The sequence below is a fragment of the Nitratiruptor sp. SB155-2 genome, from assembly GCF_000010325.1.
In the GTDB taxonomy this organism is placed as follows: domain Bacteria; phylum Campylobacterota; class Campylobacteria; order Campylobacterales; family Nitratiruptoraceae; genus Nitratiruptor.
Map to the genome: position 1 here is coordinate 468,928 of NC_009662.1, position 24,920 is coordinate 493,847.

29 protein-coding genes, 1 tRNA gene and 1 pseudogene are annotated in these 24,920 nt (G+C 38.4%); 15 read left to right on the forward strand and 16 right to left on the reverse strand.

Annotation, left to right across the window (positions count from 1 at the left end; translation table 11 throughout):
• The first annotated feature begins 12 nt into the window (after nucleotides 1-12).
• From NIS_RS02630 to NIS_RS02660, 7 genes and pseudogenes are all read left to right on the forward strand, one after another.
• Nucleotides 13-423: a hypothetical protein gene (locus NIS_RS02630; RefSeq protein ID WP_012081856.1), complete on the forward strand. Its 411-nt coding sequence runs from the start codon at nucleotides 13-15 to the stop codon at nucleotides 421-423.
• Nucleotides 420-2,006, forward strand: coding sequence for a hypothetical protein (locus NIS_RS02635; RefSeq protein WP_012081857.1), 1,587 nt, complete (start codon nucleotides 420-422; stop codon nucleotides 2,004-2,006). The genes NIS_RS02630 and NIS_RS02635 overlap by 4 nt, the downstream gene beginning before the upstream one ends.
• The gene (locus NIS_RS02640; RefSeq protein ID WP_012081858.1) at nucleotides 2,006-2,455 is read left to right on the forward strand and encodes a hypothetical protein; all 450 of its coding nucleotides are present in this window, start codon (nucleotides 2,006-2,008) and stop codon (nucleotides 2,453-2,455) included. Before NIS_RS02635 ends, NIS_RS02640 begins: the two co-directional genes overlap by 1 nt.
• 65 nt (nucleotides 2,456-2,520) lie before the next feature.
• Nucleotides 2,521-2,763 (forward strand): annotated as a pseudogene (locus NIS_RS02645) (DUF1353 domain-containing protein); the annotation flags it as partial.
• Nucleotides 2,760-3,047: a hypothetical protein gene (locus NIS_RS02650; protein ID WP_041353986.1), complete on the forward strand. Its 288-nt coding sequence runs from the start codon at nucleotides 2,760-2,762 to the stop codon at nucleotides 3,045-3,047. The pseudogene NIS_RS02645 and the gene NIS_RS02650, both read left to right, overlap by 4 nt.
• A 26-nt stretch (nucleotides 3,048-3,073) precedes the next feature.
• Nucleotides 3,074-3,391 (forward strand): phage holin family protein, encoded by a 318-nt coding sequence (locus NIS_RS02655; protein ID WP_012081859.1) that lies wholly within the window; start codon nucleotides 3,074-3,076, stop codon nucleotides 3,389-3,391.
• Nucleotides 3,384-3,941: a glycoside hydrolase family 108 protein gene (locus tag NIS_RS02660; protein ID WP_012081860.1), complete on the forward strand. Its 558-nt coding sequence runs from the start codon at nucleotides 3,384-3,386 to the stop codon at nucleotides 3,939-3,941. Before NIS_RS02655 ends, NIS_RS02660 begins: the two co-directional genes overlap by 8 nt.
• Nucleotides 3,942-4,075: 134 nt before the next feature.
• Here NIS_RS02660 and NIS_RS02665 read toward each other — a convergent pair.
• The 7 genes from NIS_RS02665 to gyrA form a co-directional block, all read right to left on the reverse strand.
• Nucleotides 4,076-4,150: transfer RNA gene (locus NIS_RS02665), tRNA-Asn, on the reverse strand.
• 67 nt (nucleotides 4,151-4,217) lie between these two features.
• A complete protein-coding gene (locus tag NIS_RS02670; protein WP_197524246.1) occupies nucleotides 4,218-4,862 on the reverse strand; it encodes an integrase core domain-containing protein in 645 nt (214 codons plus the stop codon).
• Nucleotides 4,863-5,159: 297 nt separating this feature from the next.
• Entirely contained in the window at nucleotides 5,160-6,083 is a 924-nt protein-coding gene (locus NIS_RS02675; protein WP_012081862.1) for a radical SAM protein, read from the reverse strand.
• Nucleotides 6,080-7,102, reverse strand: coding sequence for a uroporphyrinogen decarboxylase (gene hemE / locus NIS_RS02680; protein ID WP_012081863.1), 1,023 nt, complete (start codon nucleotides 7,100-7,102; stop codon nucleotides 6,080-6,082). The genes NIS_RS02675 and hemE overlap by 4 nt, the downstream gene beginning before the upstream one ends.
• Nucleotides 7,103-7,111: 9 nt before the next feature.
• Nucleotides 7,112-7,630 (reverse strand): YqhA family protein, encoded by a 519-nt coding sequence (locus tag NIS_RS02685; protein ID WP_012081864.1) that lies wholly within the window; start codon nucleotides 7,628-7,630, stop codon nucleotides 7,112-7,114.
• Complete coding sequence (locus NIS_RS02690) at nucleotides 7,627-8,655, reverse strand: aspartate-semialdehyde dehydrogenase (protein WP_012081865.1); 1,029 nt, start codon at nucleotides 8,653-8,655, stop codon at nucleotides 7,627-7,629. The genes NIS_RS02685 and NIS_RS02690 overlap by 4 nt, the downstream gene beginning before the upstream one ends.
• Nucleotides 8,642-11,104 carry a DNA gyrase subunit A gene (gene gyrA, locus NIS_RS02695; RefSeq protein WP_012081866.1) on the reverse strand — a complete coding sequence of 821 codons (2,463 nt, stop codon included), beginning with the start codon at nucleotides 11,102-11,104 and terminating at the stop codon, nucleotides 8,642-8,644. The genes NIS_RS02690 and gyrA overlap by 14 nt, the downstream gene beginning before the upstream one ends.
• A 100-nt stretch (nucleotides 11,105-11,204) precedes the next feature.
• Between gyrA and NIS_RS02700 the strand changes: the two genes are divergently transcribed.
• Together NIS_RS02700 and NIS_RS02705 are read left to right on the forward strand one after the other, a co-directional pair.
• Entirely contained in the window at nucleotides 11,205-11,429 is a 225-nt protein-coding gene (locus NIS_RS02700) for a hypothetical protein (RefSeq protein WP_041353988.1), read from the forward strand.
• An 11-nt stretch (nucleotides 11,430-11,440) separates the two neighbouring features.
• Nucleotides 11,441-12,163: a Fis family transcriptional regulator gene (locus tag NIS_RS02705; protein ID WP_012081867.1), complete on the forward strand. Its 723-nt coding sequence runs from the start codon at nucleotides 11,441-11,443 to the stop codon at nucleotides 12,161-12,163.
• On the opposite strand, the gene NIS_RS02710 is transcribed toward NIS_RS02705, so the two are convergent.
• Entirely contained in the window at nucleotides 12,146-12,817 is a 672-nt protein-coding gene (locus tag NIS_RS02710; protein ID WP_012081868.1) for a hypothetical protein, read from the reverse strand. The two genes, NIS_RS02705 and NIS_RS02710, sit on opposite strands and share 18 nt — an antisense overlap.
• Nucleotides 12,818-12,960: 143 nt before the next feature.
• Here NIS_RS02710 and NIS_RS02715 point away from each other — a divergent pair, with 143 nt between their 5' ends.
• A complete protein-coding gene (locus NIS_RS02715) occupies nucleotides 12,961-14,238 on the forward strand; it encodes an ammonium transporter (protein WP_012081869.1) in 1,278 nt (425 codons plus the stop codon).
• Between the two features lie 10 nt (nucleotides 14,239-14,248).
• Entirely contained in the window at nucleotides 14,249-14,587 is a 339-nt protein-coding gene (locus NIS_RS02720) for a P-II family nitrogen regulator (protein ID WP_012081870.1), read from the forward strand.
• Between the two features lie 5 nt (nucleotides 14,588-14,592).
• Here NIS_RS02720 and NIS_RS02725 read toward each other — a convergent pair whose 3' ends face one another.
• From NIS_RS02725 to NIS_RS02755, 7 genes are read right to left on the reverse strand one after another with little or no spacing between them, the layout of a single operon-like run.
• On the reverse strand, nucleotides 14,593-15,423 hold the full coding sequence (locus NIS_RS02725; RefSeq protein WP_012081871.1) for a hypothetical protein: 831 nt from the start codon (nucleotides 15,421-15,423) through the stop codon (nucleotides 14,593-14,595).
• Nucleotides 15,420-16,013 carry a winged helix-turn-helix domain-containing protein gene (locus tag NIS_RS02730; protein ID WP_012081872.1) on the reverse strand — a complete coding sequence of 198 codons (594 nt, stop codon included), beginning with the start codon at nucleotides 16,011-16,013 and terminating at the stop codon, nucleotides 15,420-15,422. Before NIS_RS02730 ends, NIS_RS02725 begins: the two co-directional genes overlap by 4 nt.
• Nucleotides 16,006-16,617 carry a tetratricopeptide repeat protein gene (locus NIS_RS02735; RefSeq protein ID WP_012081873.1) on the reverse strand — a complete coding sequence of 204 codons (612 nt, stop codon included), beginning with the start codon at nucleotides 16,615-16,617 and terminating at the stop codon, nucleotides 16,006-16,008. Before NIS_RS02735 ends, NIS_RS02730 begins: the two co-directional genes overlap by 8 nt.
• The gene (locus NIS_RS02740) at nucleotides 16,607-18,622 is read right to left on the reverse strand and encodes an urea transporter (protein ID WP_041353989.1); all 2,016 of its coding nucleotides are present in this window, start codon (nucleotides 18,620-18,622) and stop codon (nucleotides 16,607-16,609) included. Before NIS_RS02740 ends, NIS_RS02735 begins: the two co-directional genes overlap by 11 nt.
• Nucleotides 18,623-18,626: 4 nt before the next feature.
• Nucleotides 18,627-19,958: a diaminopimelate decarboxylase gene (locus NIS_RS02745; protein ID WP_012081875.1), complete on the reverse strand. Its 1,332-nt coding sequence runs from the start codon at nucleotides 19,956-19,958 to the stop codon at nucleotides 18,627-18,629.
• A gap of 10 nt (nucleotides 19,959-19,968) precedes the next feature.
• Nucleotides 19,969-20,976: an ATP-grasp domain-containing protein gene (locus NIS_RS02750; RefSeq protein ID WP_012081876.1), complete on the reverse strand. Its 1,008-nt coding sequence runs from the start codon at nucleotides 20,974-20,976 to the stop codon at nucleotides 19,969-19,971.
• Nucleotides 20,973-21,209, reverse strand: a complete 237-nt coding sequence (locus tag NIS_RS02755) for a PqqD family protein (RefSeq protein WP_041353990.1) — start codon at nucleotides 21,207-21,209, stop codon at nucleotides 20,973-20,975. Before NIS_RS02755 ends, NIS_RS02750 begins: the two co-directional genes overlap by 4 nt.
• Nucleotides 21,210-21,339: 130 nt before the next feature.
• Here NIS_RS02755 and NIS_RS02760 point away from each other — a divergent pair, with 130 nt between their 5' ends.
• The 4 genes from NIS_RS02760 to NIS_RS10140 are packed head-to-tail and all read left to right on the forward strand — an operon-like array spanning nucleotide 21,340 to nucleotide 23,975.
• Nucleotides 21,340-22,617, forward strand: coding sequence for an outer membrane beta-barrel protein (locus NIS_RS02760; protein WP_012081877.1), 1,278 nt, complete (start codon nucleotides 21,340-21,342; stop codon nucleotides 22,615-22,617).
• Nucleotides 22,565-23,131 carry an FMN-binding protein gene (locus NIS_RS02765; protein WP_158297268.1) on the forward strand — a complete coding sequence of 189 codons (567 nt, stop codon included), beginning with the start codon at nucleotides 22,565-22,567 and terminating at the stop codon, nucleotides 23,129-23,131. Before NIS_RS02760 ends, NIS_RS02765 begins: the two co-directional genes overlap by 53 nt.
• Nucleotides 23,131-23,595 (forward strand): hypothetical protein, encoded by a 465-nt coding sequence (locus NIS_RS02770; RefSeq protein ID WP_012081879.1) that lies wholly within the window; start codon nucleotides 23,131-23,133, stop codon nucleotides 23,593-23,595. The genes NIS_RS02765 and NIS_RS02770 overlap by 1 nt, the downstream gene beginning before the upstream one ends.
• Nucleotides 23,592-23,975, forward strand: coding sequence for a hypothetical protein (locus NIS_RS10140; protein WP_012081880.1), 384 nt, complete (start codon nucleotides 23,592-23,594; stop codon nucleotides 23,973-23,975). Before NIS_RS02770 ends, NIS_RS10140 begins: the two co-directional genes overlap by 4 nt.
• Here NIS_RS10140 and NIS_RS02780 read toward each other — a convergent pair.
• Nucleotides 23,914-24,906 carry an FAD:protein FMN transferase gene (locus NIS_RS02780; RefSeq protein ID WP_012081881.1) on the reverse strand — a complete coding sequence of 331 codons (993 nt, stop codon included), beginning with the start codon at nucleotides 24,904-24,906 and terminating at the stop codon, nucleotides 23,914-23,916. The genes NIS_RS10140 and NIS_RS02780 overlap by 62 nt on opposite strands.
• Nucleotides 24,907-24,920 lie beyond the last annotated feature (14 nt).

Below are 24,920 nucleotides of genomic sequence, written 5' to 3' on the forward strand. Positions count from 1 at the left end.
GGAGGAAAATAGATGGCTCAAATAATTCAACATCGTAGAGACACGAAAGCAAACTGGGAACAATACGATCCAGTTTTGGCAGCAGGTGAAGTTGCAGTCCAAACAGATACATACCAAATAAAAGTTGGTGACGGTGTCAAGAAATGGAGCGAATTACCATTTGTAAGCTTTGGACTGCTTGATAATCCAGAAGGATACTTTGAAACTTTGAGCATAACAGGCGTTGTGTATGATGCAAACAATATGCCAACAGAAATTACATTTTCCAATGGTTCAAAGGCATTGTACACATATGACGCTGCTACTGGTTTGTTGACGGAAACGGACTATACGAAAGAGGATGGAACCACCGTGTTCTACAAAGTTCAATATACATATGATACAAACAATCTACTCACATCAGTTACAAGGAGTTATGTATGAGCATTGAATTAGCTGCAATAAGCGGACTTAAAAAAGAGTTGGGCGAAAAAGTAGGATTGGTAAGAGAATTTGATTTGGTTGCAGGTGAAGATATCACAAAGGGGCAAAAGGTCACTGTAGGAGAAGATGGAAAAGCATACACAAAATTATCTTTAGCTGGATTTAATACTCTTGAGGAAGTTCTTGGTTCTTTTAATGATAATGAAAGCCATCCAACTTTATATACTGCCGGATATTCTCAGATAGATGATACTAGGGCGTTATTCCTGTTCAATAGGTATTCAACAAATGCGAATGTATCAAACGAATGGCAATTGGCTCTAACGCTTGCATATCAAGACGCAAATGGAGCATTGCAAACAACAAGAAGTTTTGTCATACAAGTTGATGGATATACTGGCGGTTCTACATGGACATATAATACAATACAGTCTCCTATACTCCATAAAATTGATGATACGCATTATCTGATCAGTTGGGCAAGGACATATTATCACTACGATGGATCAGCGTACATAATCGCATCGTATTTGGAAAGTTGTATTGCAACATTGGATTTAACAAATAATACATTTTCAATAGGAACAGTAACATCATCGGCTACAAACAGCACAAGCGGCGGATATACCGGTTATGTAAGTTATGCTTTCAAGTTCTTACCAGTTGATGCAGGAAACGTATTTTATCTTGAAGCAATTACTCAAGACATATGGAAAATTTCAGTAAATACAACAGATTATTCAATAACACATTCATCTGTAAACACTGCTTCTGCTTTTAGCGACCTATATGGTTCAGTTATACCTATTTCAACTGGTGGCTCTTTTGTTGTTGAGTATGCTAACAATACAAGTTACTACAAAAATGTTATAACATCTAATACAGCAACAGATGTCACAAGAGTTCAAATTACAAGTGGAGAAGTCGCTTCAAATGTGGACTACATATGGACATTAGATGTCCAAAAAGCAATAGTAAAAAATAATGATGGACTTTATATCAATGAATACAATTCGGATGCAACAATTGCTTCTCAAAGCAAACTTGAATGTGATTTTGATGATGATGTTGTTTATATAGCTTCTTTTTCACAAGATATTTTGTCTTACAAAGATGCAGATGGAAATTACCTTGTTGCTTTCCCAACATACGAGGTTGGAAAAGCTTATGCAGACCCATTATCAAACAATGTACATACTGCATACAATGTAATAGTTGCAAGAGTATATTACGACTCAACAACATCAAAATGGTATGCAGAAAAAATTGGAGAAATAGAAGGCTTTGTTGCAAACATTGGTGTTAGACCAATAGTTGCAAAACTTGGAGACTATTTTGTTATTGCATCTGGAACTTGGAAAGCTTATGATAGCTTCAATGAAGTAGAACAAAGATTTACATATTCTACTGATCCAATTCAAAAACATCCTGCAAAACTTTATGCAAGAGCTGATGCTTTAGCAGGAGATACTGTTAGTTGTTTTACTCCTGAAGTGCCAATTAGTCTTGGATTGAATGTGGGAGAAAAACTTGGACAATTTATCGGTGTAGGAAACGGATATGCAATCAAGGAGGATAGATAATGGAAAGATATGCAAAGTATGATCCACAAACAATGGAGATAGAAGGACTCTATGAAAGAGAAGTAGAAAATAGTGTACTTATGCCTATTAGTTTTGCGAAAGGAAATATTGTAGAAGCTGTTAGGGCTTGGAAGCTTTCTAAAGCAAAAAAAGCTATTGATGCAAAGTACAAAGCGTACATTGAAAAATATCCTGAGGTGGAGGTAGCTTCATTCAAAGATAAGGCAAAAGAAGCTGCATTGGTGAAAAAAGACCCAAATACACCACTGGAAGATACGCCATATCTTACCGCTCTTGCTGGTGGCTCTATTGATGCAAGAAACGCACTGGCTGATGCGGTCAATGCAAAAGTTTTAGAAGCTGCTCAACTTGAAGCCGAAGGTGTGGCTCTTAGAGATAAAATCAAAAATGCTACAACACTTGATGAGCTTCTTGCAATTGGAGTGTAAATGTTCATAGGCAATATAGTCATAGATCATATTGAGGGAACCACCAATTTCCGCCAGTAGCTGGAAGATACCTTGAAGCTGCCATACTGCACGATGCTCTTTACAAAGCAGAAGCATTGCCGAGAAAAGAGTGTGATCTTTTGTTTCTTGAAGCTATGGAAGAGCTTGGAACGAAGAAGTGGAAGAGACTCACTATGTACTATGCGGTTCGGTGGTTCGGATGGAAAGTGTGGAGAAGTCACAAAGGTGAAGAGGTTTTGAAAGCGAGAGAATATGTCAAAGTAAAACCCATGAAGGACAGAAAATGAAACGAACTCTACTTGCATTACTCGGTGGTTCTATCCTATTGACAGGATGCGCAACCGATCCGTACTACAATGCGGCAAAAACGATATATGTTGCTGGGAAAAAAGTTGTAATAGCCAACTGGGACAGGCTACCTGAGGGAACAAAAGAAAAACTAAAAGAGATCGATGCGGCAGCTACGACGTATGACGCTTCGAGAAAGATCATCAAACCAGCAATCGAGGAAGCAAAAAAGGAAGTTGCAGAGTCAAATTCGACAAAAGAGACAAATACATCATCACGATAGTGTGCTGGTGGTGAAAAAGGGAGGGTATGCACAAAGATCCGACAAACTACAGTCTCTTGACATACGCATGGGTACTATTGCTATCAATATGGGGTGGGACGGCACACACCATACGGAAAATCAGAACAGGCGCGCTCAAGCGTTTCTCGTTCAGCGAATGGATTGGCGATATCGTTATTTCAGGCTTTCTCGGTGTCATTACTTTCTACTTGTGTGAATACGCGAATATCGTTCAACCACTGAGTGCCGCACTGGTCGGAATAGCTGCACATCAAGGAACGAGAGGGATCAGCGCGCTTGAAACGTATATTGCAAAAAAGATAGGAGTAAGACTGGATGGCTGATTTCAACCACGCATTTGAAGTTTTGAAGCATCTTGAGTTCAAAGACTGTGAAGATGCTTTGCATCGGAATGAAGGTGAGCATGGCTGGACATTCATGGGAATATATCAAAAAGCCCATCCTGATGCGGACATTTGGAAAGAATTGGCAAAGTATCAAGAGATTGAAAGTGATACCAAAAAACTATCACGACTTTTGTGCAACAACGCCCATGCCATACAAGAGGTCAAAAATATCTATCGGCAAAAGTATTGGAATAGAGCAAAGCTCTATGATGTGCAGAGCCAAAAAATAGCTGAGGAGATTTTTGTATTTGGAGTAAACACAGGGATTGAAAATGCCATCAAAAAAGCTCAAGAATTAGTTGGAGTCAAAGTTGATGGTATTGTGGGACCAAAGACTTTGAAAGCGTTGAACAGTTTTGATGTGGATCTTTTTGATGTGGGGTATGACTTCGAGGAACTCAAGTACTACAAGGAGCTTGTGAGGTCAGATCCAAAAAAATTTGCGAAGTATGAGGATGGATGGGTGAATAGGGCAAAGGCGGTGTGAATATTATAAAAGAATTTTATAACAAGTTCCTACTGACACTGTCAGTAAAACTGTCAGTAAATAACACCGATTTTCAACTGACACTAAGCGAAGTTTAAGTTAAAAAGTCCGTAAAATGGGGGTTTTGGAGATTATGGCTCCGGATGCAGGATTCGAACCTGCGACCAACCGGTTAACAGCCGGTTGCTCTACCGCTGAGCTAATCCGGAATATCGAAGTTTAGGAGCTTACGGCTCGTTTTGTTGAGTAGAATTATAGAAAAAAATGTTTTGAATGTCAAGAGTGTGTATAAGTCCAATACATATGGCACTCATAATGATTTTCAGGGAGGAATTGTACCGGAGATTTGAGATTAAGTGAATGGTGTGGTATTTTGGTATTGTAATCGATAAGCCATTTTGCTAATTTTTTATTGAATTCTTGTAAGTCTGTAAAGAGTACATCTTCATAGTATTGAATAAACTGTTCTTGGATGGTTCTGTTAAATCTCTCATTGTGTGCATTCATTTTAGGACTTTTAGGATATGTCCAATAATGTGTGAGACCTTTTTGTTCAAGCAGAGCGTCAAACTCTTTTTTGAACTCACTGCCATTATCAGAAAGAATTGCGAGTTTACGTTTATGTTTGATAGATGTTATTCCATCGATGAGAGCTTCCAAGGCGTATGCAGTATGTTTTGCTCTTTTGGATGGAATTGCCACTGCGAATGCAATACGTGTGAGTGGGTCTATCATGGTAAGGATATATCGTTTTATACCGTTTGAGACTATTTGGATGGTATCTACTGCCCAGAGTTCAAATGGTTTAGTTTTAAGGTTTTTGGGTTTGCGACTTTTTTGAACTCTCTTTTTTGGTTGAACTTTTCCTTTGGAGTCTACTCTGTTCTTGACAATATCTTCATTAATCCATCCATTAATGATAGATTCCCATGGGCCTTACTTCTTATATGAACTTTTTAATCCTTTAGCTTGTATGGCAATGATGATGGCATCAGTGAGAATCTTTTTAGCATATCTACTTTTAGTTCCAACAGTCATTATATATCCTTTGATAGTAAAAATGAGAATAATTATTAAATATACCGATTCTATTCTTATTGACGTCTTAAAATGATAACCATTATCATAAAGTATTTCGGAAATGCCAATTATTACAGATGGTATTAAGGGACAATAAATAGCACTACTTTACATTCATAAAGTAATATGCATCAAAAATCATTTTTTGACTGTATACGAGATTTCTAAAAACTTTACATTGCCGACTTTTTTTTCTTGAAGGTTGCGAGATTGGAGAAGGTTTTGTACCAATGCTTTCGTATCTTTATCAAAAAGCGTGTCGATATCTTCATACGTGAGCGGTCTGTGCAAAAAAAGTTCGAGGAGCTCTTGTTTGTTTAGATGCAATTTGTATTTTTTCTCTTTTTTTCGAGAAACAACAGTCACTGGTAGATTTTTGATGAGTTGTGATAGCTCGAAGATTTTTTCATAGCTTACGGGTTCCACTTTATATGCGGGAGGACGGTCAACTGTACCTATATCGATACGATCAGGTTTGATTTTCTCAAGGACCTCATTGAGAATTTCAAACTCTTCAGGTTTATCATTTATGCCTTGTACTACTAAGATCTCAATTACCAAAAATCCTTTATAGACTTTTCGAAATTCGATCATACCTTTGATAATATCTTGAATTTCGATATCCTTTAAAGGACGATCAAGCCGTCTGAAAGTTCTTTGACTGGCGGTGTCCAAAGAGAGTTTTACTATATCGATTTTTGCCAAAGTTTGTTGGATTGATGGTTCGCTGATACGACTGGCATTGGAGAGAACGAGAAGTTTTTTATTCTTTTTAATTTTGCCCAATTCATCAACTAGTTCATCAAGATATGGGTAGAGGGTAGGCTCTCCATTTGCAGTTATCGTGATAACATCAATATCGTTAAACTCTTTTAAAGCTTTTTTGGTCTCTTGAATCACTTCTTGGACTTTTGGCGGATTAGGAATGAGATCTGTCGGTTTTGCCGGATCCAGTTCACAGTAGAGGCAGTCGAAATTACACGCTTTTTGGGAGGGTGAAAGATCGATTCCAAGAGAGAGGCCAAATCTCCTGGAGTTAATGGGACCAAAAACTATGTTCATCTTCGAGTCAAATCGTGGACAAGTTCTACAAGGTATTTTGCATTTTCGACTGGAAGATCGGGAAGCATACCATGCCCGAGATTGAAAATATGTCCTTCCTTCGCTCCCATCACTTCAACGATCTTTTCTACCCCCTCTTTAGTTGCTTCTTTGGAGTAGAGTCTTGTTGGCTCCATATTTCCTTGTAATACATATTTATTACCGAGCTTTTCTTTCGCTAAGTCGATCGGCGTTCCCCAGTCAACACCAAACACATCAAATTTTCCATAGATATCATCAAGATATCCTGCAATTCCTTTTGGAAAAAGAATAACCGGAATTTCAGGATAGCGCTCTTTTAAAAATTCTGCGATATCAACCATATAATCCCAGCTAAATTCAAAAAATTTCTCTTTTTCCAGTGCACTTGCCCAGCTGTCAAAAATTTGGACTGCATTGACCCCAGACTCTATCTGTTTGACAAGATATGCCTTGACGGCTTCTGTGATCTTGATCATAAGTGCGTGCATAAACTCAGGGTCTGTGTAGATCAGTTTTTTGATTGCTGCATAGGTTTTTGATCCGCTTCCCTCAACCATATAGGTGGCCAGTGTCCACGGAGCACCGCTGAAACCAATGAGTGCTTTATCTTTTGGTAATTTCTTTCGTACTATTTTGATTGTTTCATACACATAGGTAAGTTTTTCTTCTGGAAATTCATAGAGGCTTCCCAAATCCTCCCATGTTCTTACAGGTTTACTAAATACAGGACCTTCCCCTTTTTCAAAACGTAGATCCATTCCCATTTCCAGAGGGATCACCAAAATATCGCTAAACAAAATAGCTGCATCGACATCGAGAATCTCTACAGGTTGTAGCGTAACTTCAGCAGCCATTTTAGGATTTTTACAAAGAGTCAAAAAATCCCCCGCTTTATTTCTCACTTCCATATATTCTGGCAAATAGCGTCCAGCTTGGCGCATCATCCAAATAGGTGTATAGGGCGTCTTTTTCCGAAAGCATGCATCGATAAATACCATGAAAATTCCTTAGTGTTGTTCTGAGCCTTTATGTAAAAAATATAGGGCAATGGCTAGTGCGAAGATGGAACCGGCAAAATAGAGCATCTCCAAAGCACCATGAAACTCTGTGTGTAGTACTCGTTTAAAAAAGCTGACAATGAGGACCATCACGATCACTTTGGCGAGTTTGTCTTTTAGTTGATCAAGGCTGTGGATCTGCAAAATCTGGGAGCTTTCGCTGTGTTCTGCTGCATCAATTTTGGAAATGAAAAGCTCATAGAGTCCAAAACTAAAAAGCAGCATTACCACAGCGATCAAATAAAGATCTACAGCCCCTATAATATCCCCAACAATCTTTTCATGAAAATTGTGAGGATGTACATGAGAGAGGAGAACGTTGATGGTATAAGCTGCTACATTATATATGTCGATACTTGCGACTATAAATAGAACTATTGCTCCAATCATACCAAAAACGACGGCTAATATGATGAAAAGTCTACTTTGCCATAGACTAGTTTCGAAGATGTGCTCAAGCCATTTCATGCTTCTTCCATCTCCAACCATTTCAGTGCGATTCTTACAGCGTTTGTTGCTGCACCAACTCTTAGATTGTCCGCTACAACCCACATATGTAGCACATTGTCTCTGTAAACATCTTTTCTGATTCGCCCAACATATGTTTCATTTTTATCAACAACCATAATAGGCATAGGATACTCACTGTTTTGTGGATTGTCTACGACAACGATGTTTTTCCCATTGTAGAGTGCTTCTCTGGCCGCATCTGCGTCGATATCTTTTTCGAACCATACGGTAACGGCTTCGCTGTGGCCTCTAAGAACCGGTACACGTACACATGTAGCGCTTACTTCGATATTTTTATGCATGATTTTCTTGGTCTCATTGACCATTTTCATCTCTTCTTTGGTATATCCGTTGTCTAAAAATTTATCGATTTGCGGAATAACGTTAAGTGCGATTTGGTGTGGGAATTTTTTGTGCTCACTTTCATCCAGTTTAAAAGCAAAAAAATCCTTCATCTGCATTACAAGCTCTTCCATAGCGCTTTTCCCAGCACCACTGGTGGCTTGATATGTTGCTACATCAACCCGTTTTATTCCAAATATGTCATCAAGCGGTTTGAGAGCCTGTATCATTTGGATAGTTGAGCAGTTTGGATTGGCTATTATCCCTTTGTTCTTCCAAGCGGCGATGTCCTCAGGATTGACTTCTGGAACGACCAGTGGGACTTCCGGATCCATTCGAAAATGGCTTGTGTTGTCGATTACAACCGCACCAGCCTCTGCTGCAAAGGGGGCATAGTGTGCAGAAACACTTCCTCCTGCACTAAAAAGAGCTATCTCTATCTCTTCCTCTTCAAATACAGTTTCTGTCAACTCTTTAACGACTATTGGTTCGCCTTTGTACTCCACTTCGCTTCCAGCACTTCTAGCACTTGCCAGAGGTACCAGTTTTGCTACAGGAAAATCGACCTCTTCCATGACGCGAAGCATCTCTTCTCCGACAGCTCCTGTGGCACCGACTACTGCAACGTTAACTTTCCTCATCAACTTCCTCCTCTTCTTTTGGACATTTGGCGATACTGACTACTTTGTCACCGCTTTCTAATCGAACAATCATGACGCCGCTTGTGTTTCGACCAGCTTTTCGGATACTTTCCATATCTACTCGTATCATTTTCCCACTTGATGTGAGTACCATCAAATCTTTGTTGTTTTCAACCGTGACGACACCCACGACATCACCTGTTTTATGGGTTAGTTTCATGGCGATAACGCCCTTGCCGCCCCGAGATTGCTCACGGTATTCGCTCGCCTGGGTGCGTTTGCCGATACCTTTTTCGCTCACTGTTAAGAGTTCTTGCTCTTCTTGCGCAATCGTTTCAGCTCCTACCACATAATCGCCTTCATATTTGAAACGAATTCCAGTTACGCCTCTGGCGCTTCTTCCCATTTCGCGTACGTCATGTACTGGAAAACGTATACACATCCCTTTTTTGGTAATGATAAAAAGCCATTTCGTTTCTGGTTTAACGATTTTTGCCTCGACCAGTTCATCACTCTCATCTAAGGTTATAGCCCGTACCCCTTTACTACGAATATTACTGAACTCAGCCAGATTCGTTCGTTTGACAATGCCGTTTTTGGTGAAAAAAGCCAATGATTTATCCTCGCTAAAATCTGTCGTAGGGATAATTGCTTTGATCTTTTCATCCGGTTGGAGTTGTAGGAGATTGACAACCGCTTTCCCTTTGGCTGTTCGTCCAGCTTCAGGGATTTTATAAACTTTGAGCCAATAGAGCTGTCCTCTATCCGTAACGAACATTAGGGTATCGTGTGTATTGGAGATAAAAAAGTCTTCGATGAAGTCATCTTCATAGGTTGTAACGGCAGTTTTCCCTTTACCGCCCCTTTTTTGCTTCTCATACTGCTTCAGAGGAACCCGTTTTATGTAGCCTCTATGCGTGATTGTTACCACCATCGGTTCATTCGGGATGAGATCTTCGATGTCAATCTCTTCATAGCTTTCTACGATTTCCGTGAGGCGCGGAGTGGTAAATTTTTCTTTGATTTCAAGAAGTTCGGTTTTGATGATTTCATTGAGCTTCTCTTCACTTTTCAAAATGGCACTGAGCCTTTCTATCTCTTCCATGAGCTCTTTATACTCGTTTTCCAACTTTTCTCGCTCAAGACCCGTGAGGCGTTGAAGCTTCATATCCAAAATGGCATTGGCCTGGATTTCAGTGAGTTCAAATTTTTCCATTAAATTGACACGTGCTGTTGGCGTATCTTCGCTTGCCTTGATCGTAGCTATGACTTCGTCTATATTGTCAAGAGCTTTCAAAAGCCCCTCTAAGATATGGGCTCTTGCTTTTGCTTTCTCAAGTTCATAGATAGTTCGTCGAATAACAATGGTTCGTCTGTGGTTGAGGAAAAGATGGAGAAGCTCTAAAAGTGTAAAGACTTTTGGCTCTTTATTGACGATGGCAAGCAAAATGATTCCGAAAGTCACTTCCATTTGCGTCGATTTGTAGAGATTATTGAGAATGATATCGCTCATCACGTCTTTTTTGAGTTCAATAACAACCCGGATACCTTCTCTATCACTCTCGTCACGTATTTCACTAATTCCTTCAAGCTGCTTTTCTCGAACCATTTGGGCGATCTGTTCGATCAGTCGTGCTTTATTGACTTGATATGGGATCTCGTCGATTACGATGACCTCTCTGTTTTTCACCTTTTCAATATGTGTTTTAGCCCGTACCTTTATCCGTCCTCGTCCTGTCTTGTAGGCATTGAGGATCCCTTGTTTTCCAAAGATGATTCCGCCTGTCGGGAAGTCCGGTCCCTGGATGTGTTCCATGACTTCATGCAACTCGGCTTTGGGATTTTCAATGAGCAAAACGAGAGCATCGATGAGTTCATCGAGTCTATGTGGGGGGATATTGGTTGCCATACCAACGGCAATACCACTCGAGCCGTTCAGCAAGAGGTTGGGTACTCGGCTTGGAAGTACGTCTGGTTCACTCAGTGTATCATCATAGTTTGGAATAAAATCGACGGTGTCTTTATCGATATCTCTGAGGAGCTCTTCGGCGATCGGAGTCATTCTTGCTTCGGTATATCGCATCGCCGCAGCATTGTCGCCGTCGATAGAACCGAAGTTTCCTTGTCCATCCACAAGAGGGATGCGCATGCTAAAATCTTGTGCCATTCTTACAAGTGCTTCATAGACGGCACTGTCTCCATGCGGGTGATATTTACCGATCACATCCCCTACGATCCGTGCACTCTTTTTATAAGCAGCCCGGCTGGTGAGTCCAAGCTCATTCATTGCATAGAGGATTCGTCTATGTACAGGTTTGAGTCCATCTCTTGCATCAGGTAAGGCCCGACCGATGATGACGCTCATCGAATAGTCAAGATAGCTACTTTTAACAGACTCTTCTATATCGATCTCTTGGATATCTTGATTCTTTTCAAATAGATCTGCCATCGTTTCCTCTAAAAAAATTTTTTGGATATTATATCTTTTTTAGACTGACACAATAGTTAAAATAAATGTAAATAAAATTTTTATATACGAAGGCTCATGTATGGAGATAAATAAAAAAGTACTGTTATTGGCTATCTATAAAAAAGAGCCGCAAGAAGCTCTTTTGGATGTGATTGCTATGTTGGAAAATTCTCATCTTTTTACTCGAAAAGAGGGAAAAAAACTTTTAAAAGAGCTCAAAGAGGAGGATCTGGTCAATGCTGCTGGTTTGACGGTAAAAGGTATGGTGCTAGCAAGAAACATCGAAGAGGAGTTTAAATTATAAAGGATAAAAATATGCAAAGATTTATAGCAAGATCTCCGGTCAGTAAAAAGCTGCTCAATACTCTGCGTATCTCTTCTAGATTACCGGTCAATATCTTAGTGGTTGGTGAGGAGGGGAGTGGCAAAATGACCTTAGTGAAAGAGGTCTTTCCAGATCTTGCATTTTACAGTGTGGAGGATGTGAAAAATTGGAAAGATCTGCCCCAAAAATTTGGAATTGCAGATTTGCATAATGCAATAGATATCCAGCGGATTATGGAAGAGTTTGAAGAGCATACCATAATAGCTTTGAGCGAAGTTTCAAAAAGTGAGTATGAAGAGTTCTTCCCTGTTATTTTACATCTGCCACCACTGAGTGAAAGGCCGGAAGAATTTGACGAGCTTTTTTCACTTTATGCCAAGCAGGTTCAAAAAGAACTTGGACTCGAAAGTTTCGAACCAAAAAACATACCAAGACATTATAATGCAATTGAATTAAAACAAAGAATGTTTAAAGAAGCTATACTGCAAACCTTGAGTGAAGAGGAGATGCTTCTATTTATCGAACGATTTTTAGAAAAGAAACTACCGATGGACTACAAAGATATGTTGTATATATTCGAAATCCCTTTACTGAAAGCTGCAAAAAGGAAATATAAAAGTGCCTTGGCTATTTCAAAAGCTCTTGGCCTCAACAGAGCTACACTGACCAAGAAACTAAAAAAATATGAAAACCGCTTAAAGAATGAGAGGTAGTTCTACATGAAAACCATTTTTTATAGGGTCGATCAGAAGCTCTTCCGATTGTAAATCTATTTTTGTAAAGTTTGTATCTTCTGCAACGATATCTATAGCAACGACGGCATATTTTTTATTTTCAATCTTTATATGTCTACCGGTAGCGTACATGACCTTAATGATAACTTTCTGACTATTTTTGCAATGCTTTAAAATTTTATTGAGTATTTTCAAAAAATGATCGATATCGAGTTTGAATTCTGGTATAGATATATCATATTCGCGAACCAGCTTGGCCTCATCTATCATATTTGCATTGAGCGCTATATCTATAAGAGTGAATATATTTGCTGACTGCAGTTTATCTGTAATTGTAAAAGATTTTTTACAGACGTGCTTTTGAAACTGTATACAAATATTTTCGTCATCGATATATCCGACACTAATAGCACAAAAATTCATTTGGGGAAGGGAGAGATCTATAAAAGTATTTTTAAACCCGGGAAAATGGGTTGCGTTTTCGATAGCAATTTGAAAGATCTCTTCTTTGTCTAGAAAAGTGAGCAAATATTCTCCCTCATTGTTGTAATCAACAAGGTTCCCGTCACTATCGAAAATGAAAAAAGGATTGATAGCGTTGTATAAAACCATTTGGTATATATTCTTTTCCATGAAAAGTATTATAACCAATTCTCCGTATTAACGGTTGGCCCTCTTTAAAAAGAGCGATTGTATAAAAATTATACAATTTCTTCGGTCCAAAACCGATCAATAAAAGCTATAATTTTTTCGATTACAATTTTTAAGGAGCTTCGATGAAGAGATTCAAATCTTTACTCTTTCTTTTGCCATCATTTTTACTGGCAGAAGATAAACTCAATAGCGGAGACACCGCATGGATGATTGTTGCGACTGCATTTGTAATGCTTATGACTCCAGCAGGACTTGCACTCTTCTATGGTGGTATGACGCGTGCAAAAAATGTGCTCAATACCTATATGATGGTTTTCATTGCCTATGTAATAGGCTCGATTATTTGGGTTCTTTGGGGCTACTCGTTAGCGTTTAACGGCGATGGAGCAGTTATAGGTGATCTTGGTAAGATCTTTTTAAAAGGAGTTACGGCTGAAAGTTTGAGTGGTACTTATCCCGAGTTTGTGTTCATTGCTTTTCAAGGGACTTTTGCAGCTATTACAGTAGCGATTGCCAGTGGTTCTGCAATTGAGAGGATGAAATTTTCCACATGGACTATTTTTACAGTTCTTTGGGTAACGTTTGTATATGTTCCGATCACCCATATGGTATGGGGTGGTGGATTTTTATACAATGAAGGTGCGCTTGATTTCGCAGGTGGGACAGTAGTTCACATGAATGGTGGTTTGGCAGGATTGGTGCTAGCATTGATGCTAGGGAAGAGAAAAGGATTTCCAAAAGAACCTATGAAACCATCTTCAATCATCCTAACCGCCCTAGGTGCGGCACTTCTATGGTTTGGATGGTTCGGATTTAATGCTGGAAGTGAATTTGCAGCTGATGGCGTAGCAGGAAGCGCGCTTCTCATGACAAATTTTGCAGCAGCGGTAGCGGCTTTGACATGGGTGCTTATTGAATGGATAGTCTATAAAAAGCCAACACTTCTTGGTGCGGCGACTGGAGCAGTGGCTGGACTTGTAGCTATTACTCCAGCAGCGGGATTTGTGGATGTGCTTGGAGCGCTGATTATTGGAGCTGGTGGAAGTATAGCAGGTTATTTTGGCATTATGCTCATCAAAAGAAAATTCAAAATCGATGATAGTTTGGATGCATTTGGTGTGCACTTCACAGCTGGACTTTGGGGTGCTTTGGCAACAGGGCTGTTTGCATTGCAAAATTTGGCATGGGAAGGAAGTCCTTTGAAGGATCATGGTGACAGAATGGGGCAGATGTGGGTCCAGATTGAATCAGTTGTCGTAACAATGGTATTCACCGCAGTGATGACAGCTATTGTTTATTTTGTTTCATCATTGATTACAGGTGGCGGAAAAGTTGATGAAGATACCCAGGCGATGGGTCTTGATGAAGCTGTTCATGGTGAACGCGGATTTAATCTATAAGGGGTAGGAAATGAAAAAAATTGAAGCAGTGATCAAGCCGTTTAAACTTGAAGATGTGAAAGAGGCATTGACAGAGATTGGAATAATAGGAATGACAGTAACAGAAGTGAAAGGCTATGGCCGTCAACAAGGCCATAGCGAGCTTTATAGAGGTGCAGAGTATGCAGTAGATTTTCTACCAAAGATTAAAATAGAACTGGTAGTCAGTGACGAGAACGTAGATTCTTGTATAGATGCGATCATGAATTCTGCACGAACTGGCAAAATAGGAGATGGTAAAATTTTTGTCAGTGATATCGAAAAAGTTGTTCGTATACGAACAGGCGAAACAGACGAAGAGGCTCTTTGAGCCTCTTAAAACGATTTGCTATATGAGAGTAAAAAGAGATTCGAATAGGCCCCTTTATCGCTTCCTTCATCAAATTTACTTCTGTTATAACCAATTTTTAAAAAGTCTGTATGAGAAATAGCATACGTTAAATCGATCCCCATACCGTATTTGTATTCAGCCCCAAGGTTATAAACGACATAGCCATCTTTGGCTACTTTATAACTATTTTTACCTATATTGAAACCGATATGTGTCGTCCATGGTCCTTTTGTATCGTAGAAATCAAAATCGGCATTTGTATAATTATCTTTCGTAGTATATCCAGAGTTGGAAATCTTAATGAAATTTACTTTTCCTTCCAATGTGATGACACCATACTCCTGTGATAAAGAGTTCAACGTATAGGTAGCTTTTGGTGTAAATTGGTGAACTTCAAAGTTATCATAGTCACTGAAATAGTAATCAATTCCCATGCTATATTGATTGAGTACATAGTATGTTGCCCCGGCAAAGAGTACCTTGTCATAGTCGTTGTTATTGTTGGTTTGATCAATGAAAATATTATGAATACCTGCACGAAGCACGACATTTGATCCATAATAGTAGTTGCCTACTATCGTCCAGTCCCATTGTCTATATGTAGGTGTATTGTCGTTATAATCCAAAGTGAAATACTCAATATCCGTTTCAATTTTGTATTGGGTATCGCCGTGACTGGCATATAAACCCACAATACTAGCATTGTCCCTTGTCGCTTTATCGTAGTCGATATATGAAAAGTACGGGACAAGAGAACTTCCTTGCGCGAGTGCAAAACTACATATAGCCGATAGAGCTACAATACTCTTTTTCATGATGTCTCCTTTAGTTGATAACCCTGATTTTTATGGTTTTGAATCTGAAAACCAAGAGAGCGAAGTCGTGACACAAGCACTTTAATGCTCTCCAGACTAGAAATTGTCTCAGATTCTTCCACAATTTCTACTTTGGAGAGTACTCTATCTCTATTTTTAATAAGGAGTTTAAGAAGGTCCTTTTCACCGGGAGATAGTTTGATTGGTTTTTTATCTTTATAAAGTTGTTCGGTTTCTACATTAAATAGGAGATCATTGTATTGAAAGATATTGCTTTTTAATTTCGTAATTTGCATATTGATTTTTTGTACTCGTAAGGGTATCTTCCATAGTTCATAAAAATCATACACGAAATCTGTATATTGCAAAACTTTTTTATATATAAAGTAGTCTAAATGTTCATATACTGCAATACGGTAGAATTCATACACTTTGTGTAAATCGACAATTGTTTGCAAATAGCTCAGATGGAAAATGACGATATCAAATCTTTTTTTTGTCCAGGCTTCTAAAAAAAGATCTTCATCATGATAATAATAAAACTCTTTTTGAATGGATTGATGCAAACCAAGTACCGCAACGTTAATCATTTACATACTCTTTTGCCGTAATATTGTTTGGATCTAAAATCAAAATATCTTCAAATATTTTTTTTGCTTCACTCTTTTTTCCTAAAGAGACATCTATAAGAGCTAATTCTGTTAAAAATTTTGTATCTGTTGGATAGAGTCGTAACATTTTTTGTGTAATTGATAGTGCCGTTTTGAAATCTTTTATATATCTTAATGCTACTGCTTCATAATAGTTCGCATAATAGTTGTAATAATCTATACGTACAACTCCTTCACCTATTTCCATGCACTTTTTATATTTTCCCATAGAAAGATAGGTACGCATCAATCCAAGTTTTGGTTCTAATGCAGAAGGAAGTATCAAAGAAGCTTGTTGATAATGTTTTATAGCATTGGCGTACTCTTTATTGAGATAAAAGAGCCATCCAAGCCTAAGATTAATGGTATAACCTTGAGGAAACTTTTTATATAAGGGAATAAGAACACGAATGGCGTCTTTATAATTACCCGTTTTCTCATAATTGTACGATTGGTAATAGATATTTTTAATTTTAATTTGATCAAAACTTTGGGCAAAAAGTAACAACGGCAAAAATAAGAGTATACATTTTTTATACTTCAATTGGTTCCTTTTTGATAGTTATAGATCTGCTTTGCAGAAGTGCAAATCCCTTTTCATAGTACGAGAATTGTACCATACCAAATGTGGAGTGAATGTGGAGTTGCTTGAGACAGTATTCGACTCTATTGAAAAAAAGTTTGTAAGAGAACGGTATGACAAACTCTGCAAACATTTTTTTCATAGGTGAATATCGTAAATAGAGTGGCAATGTATCGTTATAGCATATGTTATCTCTTATGAAAGGAATTTTGGGAGCAAGCAGAAAAAAAAGCTGGAGATAACTTTTTTTCCCTTCATAATTATAAAAATAAAAAAGTCTTTGCGTCTGATAGAAGTAGAGTCGGTTCAATTGTTCATCTTCAAAATAAAATTCCCCTTTATCATTCATTTTGACAGTAATAGTGAACGAATCGATTTTTTCTCCATCTTTTTCCACTGTATAGTGGAATTGTTCATCTAGAATGAATGTTAAACGCTGTTTCATACTTACATCAGTTGGCATTGCTAGAATCTCTTCACCTCTATTTGGAAGACTATAAAAAAAGAGTTTGCCATTGACGATATATTCATGAAATACAAAAGGGAGTGTAGCACTTCCCAATGTCGGGTATTCTTGGACTTGTATATGAATATGAGGTTCAGGAGAGTAGCCGCTATTACCACATTTTGCTATCACATCACCAGCTTCGACATATTCACCTATTTGTACCTGAATCGAGTGTTGCATGAGATGGGAAATTTCTACATAAAAACCTTCAAGACTTCTAATGATGACATAATTTCCCCAATTGTTCAGCCTGTCTACAGAGCCAATAGGGTTATCTGGTAATTCATTTTGTATATCGACCACATATCCGTTCACTGGTGAAAGAACGGATGCTCCATAAGCATAGTAATCTTCTAGAAAATGTCCATCATTTCGATAAGTCTTTCCATTTTTTTTGATGACAAAATCGTATGCATATTTCCATTTCCCTTTATGGGTCCATTCGTCATTAAAAGCTTGGTACACGCTCCATGTTCCAGAAAAAGGAAGATAGATTTTTCTTGACTTGCCTCCAAATCGGTACAGTGTAGAAAGAAAATGCTCCAATGAGCGCTCTGGTGTACCTTTTATGTCATGATTAAAATAGATATATCCTCCACCAAAGGTAAGAAGAATGATTAGTAGGGTGATAATATTAAAAGGAAGTGTATATACTGGTAAAGAATAGAGATTGAAAAAGACTTCCATAGCGTCAATCATAACCACCGATGCAGCGACAGCCGTAAAAGCAATAAGATAACTTCTTATATGGGGAATCAAAAAGACGCCTCCAACGGCCATTGCTATAAGGATATAGTTGAAATTGTATAGAGAGTGTATAGCGCTTGGGATGGGAACAAAAAGAGAATGGACTGCTATACCAAAAAGATATCCACTGACAGCCAAAAAAAACAAAATTCGTGAATAGTAAAGTATGATTAAGGCGATAATAGCACCAGCGATGGAGTATGGCAAAAAGAAAATTGTGCCTAGTGATTGAAAAAAAGGAGCAAAAGGGAGTTGAACATCGATGAGTGGTGAGCGATGTAACAGATTGGATAGCAGAGTCGTATATTTGAGTGAAGCCAAATAGAAAAGAAGACTTACAAGGGCAAAAGGTAAGGATAGAATCGGTAAAGCGTAATGGATGAATATACGATTAAGGCCGAAGGATAGCAAAAATGTCAAAATTGCTAGTAATGAAGTAAGAAATATTGATAGTATAGATATCTCATAATAAAATCCTATTCCCATACCGACGAGTAAAGAGTTGTAGAGATAAAAACCATATTTGAGATAGTGTTCTCTCAATCCAGTTAGTTCCGCAAACAAGATAGTGGCAATGATAGCGACCAAGCCTAAAAAACCGACACTTGGAAGTAAAAAAGAGAGAAGCAAGAGAATGACTCCTGCTTTTACTTCCCGTAAGAATAGAATCGATATATAGGATTTTGGGAAAAGACGAATAATCTGTTTCATACTTTTACTTGAGAGGAATCTCTTTTTCTCGAACATATTCTAAATCATCTGCTTCCCTGATGAGATGTGTTGAGCCCTCTTTATCGATCAAGACAACTCGTGGACGATATTGAATAAATTGCATTGATTGGGTGACATTGTATGCACCTACGGGCCAAATAGAGAGAATAGAACCACGAGGCAATGGAGGAAGCATGATATTTTCAGCAATTGTATCGATATTCATACATAAAGGTCCATTGATTTGTGATGGTTCATTTAAACCTTCATAGCGTTTATCCAAAGCGATGTCGAAATTGTACCAAAACGCAGTGTACAAGAGATTGACACCGGCATCGACAATATACGATTTTTTCCCATCAAGTAGCCGCTTAGAAGCGAAAACGGATGTTAAAAGATAGCCAGCTTCATCTATCAAGGCTCTTCCTGTTTCTAAAAAGAGTTTCGGAAGATTGCCTTCGTTATATTCAAAAATCGCTCCAGTTACAGCTTCTGCATATTCATCAGGTGATGGAACGACAACTTCAGGTGGTTGATAGATACCTTTAAGTCTATTTTTGCTTGCGAATCCTCCGCCAATGTCTATATATTCCACTTCGTATCCAAAATCGGCAGAAATTCTATTTTTTAACTGTATCAATTTTTTTGTTTCTTCTGCATATGCATGCGCAGAAAGCATAAATGTACCGATATGAGCGTGTAGCCCTGTAATGTAGAGTTTTTTCCCTTCATAGATGCGCTCTATCGCATCATATGCTTCCCCGTTGTCTATATTGAAACCAAATCGGCTCCATTGTGGATAGATACCTGTATTCATATTGCACCGTATTGCAACGGGTATCTCAATGCCTAGTTCATCAGCGATTGATTCAAGGTCGTTTATCTCATACCAGTGATCGATATGAATTTTGGCTCCTTCCTGTACCGCCTTTTTCAGCGCCTCTTTCGGCTTATATGGACCGTTGAATATGATATCTTTACCCGGCATACCCAATCTTCTTGCTTTATCATATTCAAAAGCACTGACAACTTCCGCTTTTGATCCAAGATCATGATAAATCTGGCAAATAGCATCGAGATAATTTGTTTTATAGCTCCACCAAAACTCCACTTCAGGGTATCTGGATGTAAAGGCTTGTTTGAATTCTTGATATTTCTCTTCTATGCTATTTTGAGAAAAAACAAAAAGAGGAGAGCCATATTGTTTAATTAACTCTTCTACCAAAACACCATCGATTTCGCTACGTACTTTTTGTGTTTTTAGTGGATTTCCAAAAGCGCCCGATTTTTGTGTATTTGTATAGTCGATTTTGATTATGCTCGGTTTTTGATACATTGTTTACTCCTTACAGTTCGCTGTTTTGTATGAGTTTGCTAAAAAGAGAAAAGTCGCACACTTTCTCTTCTACATACCGCATATACATTTTTTGTTCGGGATAGGTGAGTTTTGGCTCTATTGGATGGTTGGAAATAATATCGATAACCATCTGAGGCAAATTGATGCCAAGCTGGGTTGCGAAATAGGTCCATGCTGGGAAACGGGGATTGATCTCTATCAGATAGATCTCGTTTGTACTATAAATAGCCTCGAACTCAAATGGACCATGCCAATTTGTCTCTTGAACAAATTTTTGTACACTCTCAAGAAGTGTTTTATTGTTGATGCTTACTGCACTCCATACTTTTCCAAGATCCGTCGTAGTCAATTTTTTAATGCCTACGCCCCCTAGGAGTTGACCATGTTTGGCAACGCCTACGTAATTGATCTCTTCACCATTGACAATGCTTTGTACAAGCAGAGGAAAACCCCATTCATGTGATATTTTATAAAAGTATTCGATCGCCTCATCCAAACTATTGGCTCTGTAGGCTTTATAGTAATTTCCTTTAATAAAAAGAGGAAAGCCGATAGTTTTTGTTGCATTGATCAGATCATCCAAAGAGGCGATTTCGATCGTGAAAGGATGTTTGATATCGATTTGTTGACACAATTTTTGAAGGTTTTTCTTTTCTCTCAATTCAAACTGTTCAGTGGTCGGAACGCATGTAGAAATACCCAAGTTTTGTAAAACATTTTGGTATTTGATGATTTGTGGAAGTTCCGCATCGAGAGTGGGAAGGAGTATATCGATCTCACTTTTTTCTTTGATATATTCAAGTCTCTCTTTCAGTGCTTCAAAACCTAGCGAAGGATAGGGCATCAAGTAGACATGTTCAAAGATATCTTGGTAGATACCCGGTTCTGTAGGATCATAGCTTAGTCCTATGAGAGGATATTGTAAAAGACTCTTGGCAACTCCAATTCCTGGTGCTGGATTGTCGGAATTATTCAGACCACTGATGGCTATCTTCATTGGATTAATCCATAAATTTTTGTTTTTTGCAAAAAGTCTTCCACATCGATATAAACTTCCTGCCAAGGAACATCATATTCTTGAGAAAGTTCTTGCGCTATAGCTTTTTTACTTTTTCCCTCTTTGAATTTTTCAATAATTTTTTTTCCGGTTTCATTAATTTGAAACGATACACCGATACTTGGAATAAACCCCATTTCTTTGTCGTTAAAAACGATTTCATCGATCAACATATTTACTCCTTCGTTACGATTTTCGAAAATTATAAGGATATGAGGTTAATGGAGTGTTAATAAAAATTCAAAAAAATATAAGAAATAATAAGTACAATTATGATAATCAATTTCAAATAAGGAGAATGAGATGTCATATTTTCAAAAAATTGTTCCTTTATCATTGGTAGTTGCCATGAGTCTACCTGCATTCGCTTCAGAACTGGAGGAGCTCAAAGCCCAAATGAAAAAGATGCAAGAGCGAATTTTGGAACTTGAGATGAAACAGCAAAAGCAGGAAGAACGTTCCCAAACGATGCTCGAAGAGCTTGGAACGATTCAAAGTGAAGGGTGGTTTCAGACGGTGGATACATCAAAAAGTCATAGTGGACTGGGTTCAGCTGCATCAAAAGTCTACTACACGCAAAACCCTCTGTCAATTGGTGGATATGGAGAGTTATACTGGGCGGATAGCAGTGGGCAAAAGGCAATAACTGATGTGTATCGTTTTGTTCCCTATATCGGTTATAAATTTAATGATTGGATCGTTTTGAACAGTGAGCTGGAGTTTGAACATGGTGGCGAGGAAGTCGCAATAGAGTTTTTGTATCTTGACTTTTTATTGAGTGAAAATCTTAATGTGCGAGTAGGAAACCAGCTTGTTCCTGTAGGGCTTGTAAACCAAAAGCATGAGCCAACGCTCTTTCCTACTGTTTTGCGTCCAGAAACAGAAACGTATATCATCCCAAGCACTTGGAGTGAAACCGGTGTCATAGCCTACGGGAAAATTGGCAAGAGCGATTTTGACTACCATATTGGTATCATCAATGCTTTGAATGCCAACAATGCAGATGCCGTAGCGTCAGGAAAAAAATGGATACGAAACGGTCGGTGGGGCTCGGCAAATAAAGCGACGATGCAAAAACTTGCTCTTACCGGACGACTTGATTATAGTGGTGTAGAAGGTTTGACGGTAGGAGGGTCCTTTTATTATGGAAGCGGTTCAAACGCAAAAACAAATGTACCTGATACTTCCTTGTTTATTTATGATCTGCACGCGATGTATCAAAAAGATGCTTTTATGTTTCGAGGGCTTTTTACACAAGCTTTTTTGGATAATGCCAAAAATATAGCACCTTCTGCACCTAAAAAAGCGCAAGGATACTATCTCAATGCGGAATATGATGTTTTAAGTTTGGTAGGTTCTTCCTTTCGTCTTCCAGTTTTCATACAATATGAAAACTATAATCCCGTCAAAGAGACAGCCAATGGGCAAAACGAGATGAATGATATTGAAAACTGGACGTTTGGTTTCAATTTTTATCCACATGAGCAAGTGGTTTTGAAAGCAGATTATCAGATAAAGGACAATAATGATGGCAGTGACAAAGTCGATACGGTTTCCCTCGGGCTTGGCTTCATTTTCTAAAATGCTACTATTTTTCGTTTTATCTGTTCATGCTATGTATGCAAAAGGAATCGATATAGCTTCGATCCTTTTGCTCTCTTGTCCAGATGCGAAAAAAGTAGAGAAAAAGACACTTTTACTGGATAAACAGCAGTTTCTTGCCGTACAAAAGTTGGCAAAAAAAAGAATCAAATCCAAAGTTGTTCGATACTATCAAGCCATGAATGGACAAAAACGTCTCTGTACAGCTATAGTGCTTTCTCAGAAAGTTCGAACCAAAAAAGCGGCTATTTTATATATCATAGATGAACATGGAACTTTAAAACAGATTGAGATTCTTGCTTTTGCTGAGCCTCCTGAATACAAACCAAAAAAGAGCTGGATCAAACTGGTAGAAGGAAAGAGTTTGCAAGAGCCTTTGAGAGTTGGAAGGGATGTTCCAAAAATCACCGGAGCGACGATGTCGGCTAGAAGCGTTGTTGACGGGGCAAGAATCGCTTTGGCGATATATGAAATTGCCATAAAAGGGAAATGATGCGTTTTTTTGTAATAAAAGATATCCGAAAACACGCGTCCATGCGATATTTGCTCACATGCCTGCTTAGTTTGATGATGCTTTCTCTCGTTTCACATCTGTTACTGTATGGGTGGAAGTATGGTTGGAATCCTGAAAGCGTATCAGCAACGATTATAGGAAACGAGGAGCTTTTTACTGAACCTTTGCCTTTTGAAGAGATTCTTTTGCAGGTACATACCAATCTCTTTTATATTGTCATTGTTCTTAGTGTCATTGCTGCAAGTTTCATACGCCTCTGTGAAAAGAGAAAAAGATTTATTCATCTCCTTTTTATAACGGCACTCTTTTCTCAAATGTTCTTTTTAGAGATTCCTTTTTTAGGGATAAGTGGAGTGGTTGTATGGGCAGTATGTGAAATATTTTGGCATTTGGTAGCTCTTTATATGGCTGCCAAGACAGTATGGGGACTCAATTTTTCATGAAATATATCGAATCTGGATACAAGGCAATTATCTTTTGGATTGGAGTGTATACTATTGCCATAGTACTGTCTGGAGCAACTCTTTTTTTCATGAACGGGATTTGGCAATCACACACATTTGAACACTCCTTGCAGATTGTTACGCCCCATCTTTTTTCCATGTCTGTGATGGTGTTTGTGATACTCCATTTTTTCCTGTTTATGAAAAACAGTGAGACATTTTTGCGGTGGGGTATGCTTCTCTTTGGATTCGCTTTCATTGATCAGATTGCTTTACTCCTCAATCAACCAAGCATACATCTTCTATTTTCTCTTCTATTTACTTTTCAGTTTGTCGCAGTAAGTGTATATATGCTGATACGGTTGAAGGAAAAAGGATAAAACCGGTAGGTTTGGTAATGGAAATACTTTTACCATGTTTTATCATCGTACCGTTTTTCAAGATTATGAGATAATCGATGTTTTTGAGAGAATGTGCAAGCATCAATGCTTTATCCAGAGGCATAACACCGATTGCTGTGGCCATTGCGTCTAAAAATGCGTTTTGTCGACTCCCTGCCAATGTAACCGAAGCGATCGATTTTTGTGATCTTCTTCTTTTGGGATCTATGAGGTGATTGTAACGGGTATCTTTGATATAGCGCCTATACGTTCCGCTGGTCGATACTGCAAAATCTTTTGAGCTCGATCGAATGGTGGCTACAGTTTCAGATTCAAAAGGGTTTTGTACTTTAATTTGACATTGTCCAAGACAGCGAATGTCGCCACTGAGGCCAAAAACTGCTTGTTGAACACCCATTTTCTTGAGTCTCGTTGCCGCAAGGTCGATAGCGTATCCCTTTCCCATGCCACCGAGGTCTATCATGATGCCTTTATCCAGGCAAATGCTATTTTGATCCATATGAATACCATCTACGCCAAGAGTTGCCTTTTTGAGATCTTTAATTGTTGGGATTTTCTCTTGAGGAGTGCCGAAACCAAAAAGTTGTTTTGTTAGAGATCCGATTGTAATATCAAAGTAGCCATCGCTTCGTTTATAGTAGTACAAACTTTTTTCTATGGCATCTTGTACTATTGGATCTTTTTGAATACAGCGGTGATGGTTGAGTCTGTATACAAGTCCATTTGGGAAAGAGGAGAGGGAAGATTCTACTTGTTTGAGAGTTTGGAAAAAGATAGACGTTGCAAAAGAGTATTTTTGATCAAGAGTGATAAATGCAAAAGTGCCCATGGCTACCTGTTCTCTGTGTATGGGTGCCGAGAGGAGTGAAAGAAAGAAAAAAAAGAGCATCAATATGGTTTTTACACGCATTTTCCATACTTTCT

Coding starts and splice junctions, on each gene's coding strand:
- gyrA (WP_012081866.1), bottom strand. CDS start 11,104: ATGGCAGATCTATTTGAAAAGAATCAAGATATCCAAGAGATCGATATA.
- NIS_RS02740 (WP_041353989.1), bottom strand. CDS start 18,622: ATGAAACAGATTATTCGTCTTTTCCCAAAATCCTATATATCGATTCTA.
- NIS_RS02685 (WP_012081864.1), bottom strand. CDS start 7,630: ATGAAATGGCTTGAGCACATCTTCGAAACTAGTCTATGGCAAAGTAGA.
- NIS_RS02760 (WP_012081877.1), top strand. CDS start 21,340: ATGTCATATTTTCAAAAAATTGTTCCTTTATCATTGGTAGTTGCCATG.
- NIS_RS02755 (WP_041353990.1), bottom strand. CDS start 21,209: ATGTTGATCGATGAAATCGTTTTTAACGACAAAGAAATGGGGTTTATT.
- NIS_RS02750 (WP_012081876.1), bottom strand. CDS start 20,976: ATGAAGATAGCCATCAGTGGTCTGAATAATTCCGACAATCCAGCACCA.
- NIS_RS02640 (WP_012081858.1), top strand. CDS start 2,006: ATGGAAAGATATGCAAAGTATGATCCACAAACAATGGAGATAGAAGGA.
- NIS_RS02655 (WP_012081859.1), top strand. CDS start 3,074: ATGCACAAAGATCCGACAAACTACAGTCTCTTGACATACGCATGGGTA.
- NIS_RS02700 (WP_041353988.1), top strand. CDS start 11,205: ATGGAGATAAATAAAAAAGTACTGTTATTGGCTATCTATAAAAAAGAG.
- NIS_RS02715 (WP_012081869.1), top strand. CDS start 12,961: ATGAAGAGATTCAAATCTTTACTCTTTCTTTTGCCATCATTTTTACTG.
- NIS_RS02705 (WP_012081867.1), top strand. CDS start 11,441: ATGCAAAGATTTATAGCAAGATCTCCGGTCAGTAAAAAGCTGCTCAAT.
- NIS_RS02630 (WP_012081856.1), top strand. CDS start 13: ATGGCTCAAATAATTCAACATCGTAGAGACACGAAAGCAAACTGGGAA.
- NIS_RS10140 (WP_012081880.1), top strand. CDS start 23,592: ATGAAATATATCGAATCTGGATACAAGGCAATTATCTTTTGGATTGGA.
- NIS_RS02770 (WP_012081879.1), top strand. CDS start 23,131: ATGCGTTTTTTTGTAATAAAAGATATCCGAAAACACGCGTCCATGCGA.
- NIS_RS02710 (WP_012081868.1), bottom strand. CDS start 12,817: ATGGAAAAGAATATATACCAAATGGTTTTATACAACGCTATCAATCCT.
- NIS_RS02650 (WP_041353986.1), top strand. CDS start 2,760: ATGAAACGAACTCTACTTGCATTACTCGGTGGTTCTATCCTATTGACA.
- NIS_RS02635 (WP_012081857.1), top strand. CDS start 420: ATGAGCATTGAATTAGCTGCAATAAGCGGACTTAAAAAAGAGTTGGGC.
- NIS_RS02730 (WP_012081872.1), bottom strand. CDS start 16,013: ATGATTAACGTTGCGGTACTTGGTTTGCATCAATCCATTCAAAAAGAG.
- NIS_RS02780 (WP_012081881.1), bottom strand. CDS start 24,906: ATGCGTGTAAAAACCATATTGATGCTCTTTTTTTTCTTTCTTTCACTC.
- NIS_RS02660 (WP_012081860.1), top strand. CDS start 3,384: ATGGCTGATTTCAACCACGCATTTGAAGTTTTGAAGCATCTTGAGTTC.
- NIS_RS02675 (WP_012081862.1), bottom strand. CDS start 6,083: ATGAACATAGTTTTTGGTCCCATTAACTCCAGGAGATTTGGCCTCTCT.
- NIS_RS02720 (WP_012081870.1), top strand. CDS start 14,249: ATGAAAAAAATTGAAGCAGTGATCAAGCCGTTTAAACTTGAAGATGTG.
- NIS_RS02690 (WP_012081865.1), bottom strand. CDS start 8,655: ATGAGGAAAGTTAACGTTGCAGTAGTCGGTGCCACAGGAGCTGTCGGA.
- hemE (WP_012081863.1), bottom strand. CDS start 7,102: ATGGTATTTATCGATGCATGCTTTCGGAAAAAGACGCCCTATACACCT.
- NIS_RS02745 (WP_012081875.1), bottom strand. CDS start 19,958: ATGTATCAAAAACCGAGCATAATCAAAATCGACTATACAAATACACAA.
- NIS_RS02725 (WP_012081871.1), bottom strand. CDS start 15,423: ATGAAAAAGAGTATTGTAGCTCTATCGGCTATATGTAGTTTTGCACTC.
- NIS_RS02765 (WP_158297268.1), top strand. CDS start 22,565: ATGGCAGTGACAAAGTCGATACGGTTTCCCTCGGGCTTGGCTTCATTT.